Source organism: Mesorhizobium sp. M7A.F.Ca.US.010.02.1.1, from assembly GCF_004023085.1.
In the GTDB taxonomy this organism is placed as follows: Bacteria; Pseudomonadota; Alphaproteobacteria; order Rhizobiales; family Rhizobiaceae; genus Mesorhizobium.
The window spans coordinates 1-1,403 of the sequence record NZ_RZRV01000101.1 but is presented as its reverse complement, the minus strand read 5'-3'; the positions used below and the strand labels follow the sequence as shown (position 1 = coordinate 1,403).

Here is a 1,403-nt window from a genome sequence, read left to right as displayed (position 1 = left end):
TAATGCAGTTCACTTAAGTTGGGCTGGATGAGGATCTGGTAAGACCTATCGAACAGGATGGAGATTCGTTTCCATCCTGTTCGTGTTTTGAGATGCCAGGTCGCATAGGACATACAGCCGATTTATCGGCACTTTCGGGTGCAATTGATCCGGAATGGATCGCCTTGGCGCTTGCCAGCAGCGGCAAGGCGAGCATCCGCAAGCGCAAGCTCCCCGCCGAGCAAGTTGTCTGGCTGGTGATTGCGCTTTCCTTGTATCGTCATCAGTCCATGCCTGAGGTGGTGGCCCATCTGGATCTGGTGTTGCCCGATGAGGTGAACCCGGACATTGCCAAGAGCGCCTTGACGCAGGCCCGCCAGCGCTTAGGCCAGGCGCCGCTGGCGCAGTTGTTTGCGATGAGCGCGACGTGCTGGGACGAGCGACACCAAGTCGGGCGAGGCTGGCGGGGTCTTGCGCGCTATGCCGTGGATGGCAGCACATTGCGTGTCGCCGACAGCGTGGAGAACCGCGCGCATTTTGGAGCGCAAGCCTATGCATCCGGCGCTGTTGCAAGTTATCCGCAGCTACGGCTCTTGACCCTGACGGCGCTCGCCACGCACCTGGTGCGTGATGCGGTGTTTGGGATCTACGGCAAGAATGAGATGCTCTATGCCAAGAGCTTGCTCGACCAAGTGCCGGACCAATCCCTGACGGTCTTCGACAAGGGCTTTTTCAGCGCCAGCCTGCTGCTGCAGCTTCAATCGAAGGGCAAGCAACGTCATTGGCTCCTGCCGGCCAAAGGCAACAGTGCATGGCAGCGCCTGGACCAGAACGCCACCGACTATCGGGTGCGCATGAAAGTCTCGCCGCAAGCACGCGAGGCCGAGCCCGACTTGCCGACATTCTGGGAAGCTCGGGCGATCGAGACGGTCAACCGGCATGGGCAAAAGCGAATATTGCTCACCTCATTGACGGACAAGAAGGCCTATCCTGCCCAGGAGATCGTGCAGCAATACGAAGACCGCTGGCGGATCGAAACCAGCTATCGAGAGCTGAAGCAGGAGCTTCTTGGCAGCGAATTGACGCTGCGCAGCGGCACACCGCAGACCGTTTATCAGGAAGTTTGGGGAGCCTTGCTGGCTTACAATCTGGTGCGGTTGGAAATGGCCGAGGTTGCCTCTGAAGCCGAGGTCAAGCCAACCGAATTGAGCTTCACCACAGCCCTGCACTACATTCGTCACGAATGGGGGTGGATGGCGATCGAAGCGCCAGCAAAACTACCCGCACACCTCATCCGATTAAGACAACGGCTGGGAGACCTCATCCTCCCAAAAACACGGGGGCGATCATGCCCCCGTGTCGTCAAAAAGCTACCAGCCAAATATCCTGTCAGAACACTGAAGGTGCCTAAGTGAACTGCATTA

General features: G+C 58.2%; 1 protein-coding gene. It reads left to right on the top strand.

The window, feature by feature from the left end; genetic code table 11:
• The first annotated feature begins 92 nt into the window (after positions 1–92).
• Complete coding sequence (locus EOA19_RS34885; RefSeq protein ID WP_128306115.1) at positions 93–1,394, top strand: IS4 family transposase; 1,302 nt, start codon at positions 93–95, stop codon at positions 1,392–1,394.
• Positions 1,395–1,403 lie beyond the last annotated feature (9 nt).